Raw genomic sequence first — 1,169 nt, forward strand, 5'->3', positions numbered from 1 at the left:
TTAGTTCTGGTTTCATAGTGACCTCCTATTTAAAAGTCACTATGAGGATAGTGGATGTATTACTGATTAGGATTTGGACAAAAACGTTTCAGAGCCGAATGACGGCTCTGTGCCAGAAGCAGCCGTTAAATAGTATTGTTAAAATCAAAAACTCTGACTCCATTGATTGAAAAATCACACATCACTAGACACTATGAAAGTACCACTACTTTGAGAAAATGGTAGTTAAGAAGGAGGCTTGTTATTAATTATAAGCTTTACAAAACATCCAAATTGTTAATCCAACAAGAGAAAGTGTTGCGCATATAGCAATGTATAATTTGATTTCAACCTGGGTCTGCGCGCTTTCAATATCGCTTTTGGCTTTTCCTATCTCCGGAGCCTCATCTTCGTAAGTTTTAGCTAATGCATTGAATACACCGCGATATTCCTTACTCATAGTACTAATTGTTGAAAATTGACCGAACAAATTAAAAATTAGTAATACCGCTAATACTGACACTGTAACAATAACAGACACATTTTTTGCGAATGCCATCGTTTCTAAGCCACCTATTTCAATTTCCTTTATTTGAGTGGTTGCAAACCAAATACCCGCCGGCAGGGATAAAAGTTTAGTCGCTATATTGTCAAAGACCCCATGAATTTTGCTTACATACTCAGTACGCTTTTCCAAATATTCCTTACGCACTTTATCAAAAGTGTAATTTTCTACATAGCTTTGGTAGCTTAAAAGCACATTCGACACCAAAGAGTCCATATGTTGTATCAAATAGCTAAACCGCTGCCTCAACGTATTATCTTTAAGAAACGAAACTAACTCCCTGCACATTAAGCAAGTGATTGCTTCTTTGTGTAAATCTTTACTCAGCAGCTTCTTAAGGGCATCAAGGTCAATCGAGTGCGTTAAATCAGACTCCTTCAAAACAAACTCGAAATTCAAAGGTCGCTCATAGAAAATGGTACTATCTCCACCTTCAGTAGATTCAGCCAACTCTTTTACAAACTCATAGGCCTTGTGCACATTCAGATAATTAACATATTTTTCGTCTCCACTATCTGGTGTCAATAACGTACTAGTGTTAGTGAAAAAAAGTAAGCGTCCGAGCAACGACACCTAGCAGAGTGGATTTAATTAATTGAAAATACCGTCAGTTTCTACTGGAGGT

1 protein-coding gene is annotated in these 1,169 nt (G+C 37.0%); it reads right to left on the reverse strand.

The window, feature by feature from the left end:
* Positions 1-244: 244 nt before the first annotated feature.
* Positions 245-1,069: a hypothetical protein gene (locus AAEZ18_RS18285; RefSeq protein ID WP_350595493.1), complete on the reverse strand. Its 825-nt coding sequence runs from the start codon at positions 1,067-1,069 to the stop codon at positions 245-247.
* Between the last annotated feature and the right edge of the window lie 100 nt (positions 1,070-1,169).

The sequence above is a fragment of the Pseudoalteromonas sp. 19-MNA-CIBAN-0066 genome (assembly GCF_040308705.1).
In the GTDB taxonomy this organism is placed as follows: domain Bacteria; phylum Pseudomonadota; class Gammaproteobacteria; order Enterobacterales; family Alteromonadaceae; genus Pseudoalteromonas; species Pseudoalteromonas nigrifaciens.